Annotated in this window: 1 protein-coding gene; it reads right to left on the bottom strand. The window is 45.6% G+C overall.

What is annotated here, in order from left to right:
• Window positions 1-80: 80 nt before the first annotated feature.
• Complete coding sequence (locus COV46_07865) at window positions 81-977, bottom strand: hypothetical protein (GenBank protein PIR16565.1); 897 nt, start codon at window positions 975-977, stop codon at window positions 81-83.
• Window positions 978-1,074 lie beyond the last annotated feature (97 nt).

Genomic DNA, 1,074 nt, shown 5'->3' with positions numbered 1-1,074 from the left:
ATTAACAGATGATCCACGTCTGACAACTTCTTCCCGTCACCTTGTCCCGCAAATGACCCACTCATATCCGCGAAGACCCTTTATTTTTTGATCGTCGAAATAGCACGTCTGGCGGATGATCGAACATTTGGATCTATATCATTACTCACTACTAAATTTAACGCCCGCAGGGCAGTTCTATCGCCGATTTTGCCAAGCGCATCTGCAGCCGCTGAACGAACATATGTATCTTTATCCTTAAACGCGGAAATTAGCGTCGGCACGGCAGATTTATGACCAATTTCGCCGAGCGCGTATACGGCCGCTGAACGAACATATTTATCTTCATCTCTAAGCGCGGGCCTTAGTAGCGCCGGTACGGTAGATTTGTTACCGATCTTGCCAAGCGAGTATGCGGCCGCCGAACGAACATCTTGATCGCTATCCTTAAGCGCGAGAATTAGCATCGGCACGGCAGATTCGTCACCTATTTTGCCAAGTGTACCTGCGGCCGCTGAACGCACAGACCGAGCACTATCATTAAGCGCAGAGAGCAGAGATTCCGTCACTGCTTTCAACGCCTCTTCCTTGATAACGGAGAGATCTATTATGCCAGCCAGCATTTTGATCATCTCTGCCCTATAGCCTGATTTGTAATCCCGAATTCTATACCATTTTGGCACACAGTTATCCGTAAGCCATTTGACATGTTCTCTTAGTGGATTATAGCCGTCGCCGCCGGCGAGTCTTTTTAGTTCGCCTACAAAATCGAGCGAATAGCCAGATTTAGTCAGGTCGTTCAATTCATCGCCTGTGATCGCCCCGTCACTAAAAATTTCGATAAATTTGTTATGTTCGGCGGCACCTTTGAAATAACCCTTTTCGATCAACTTATTTCTATCTTGCTGGGAATTAAGCCCATACGCTCCCTCAACATACATGTGAAAGATCTCCTGCGCCTTCTTCACCTCGTCATTTGAATTGAAATTGCAATCCATATCTTTTTCCTTTGTTTTATGTAGCAGCTACATTATCATTATCGGTTAGTCATACACTGAAAGTTGCTAAGTTTTTAGTCATAGGTCCGTTAGCTGG

Source organism: Deltaproteobacteria bacterium CG11_big_fil_rev_8_21_14_0_20_49_13 (assembly GCA_002796305.1).
In the GTDB taxonomy this organism is placed as follows: domain Bacteria; phylum UBA10199; class UBA10199.
The sequence above is the reverse complement of the archived record's forward strand: the minus strand, read 5'-3'. Positions and strand labels throughout refer to the sequence as shown.

Coding starts and splice junctions, on each gene's coding strand:
- COV46_07865 (PIR16565.1), bottom strand. CDS start 977: ATGGATTGCAATTTCAATTCAAATGACGAGGTGAAGAAGGCGCAGGAG.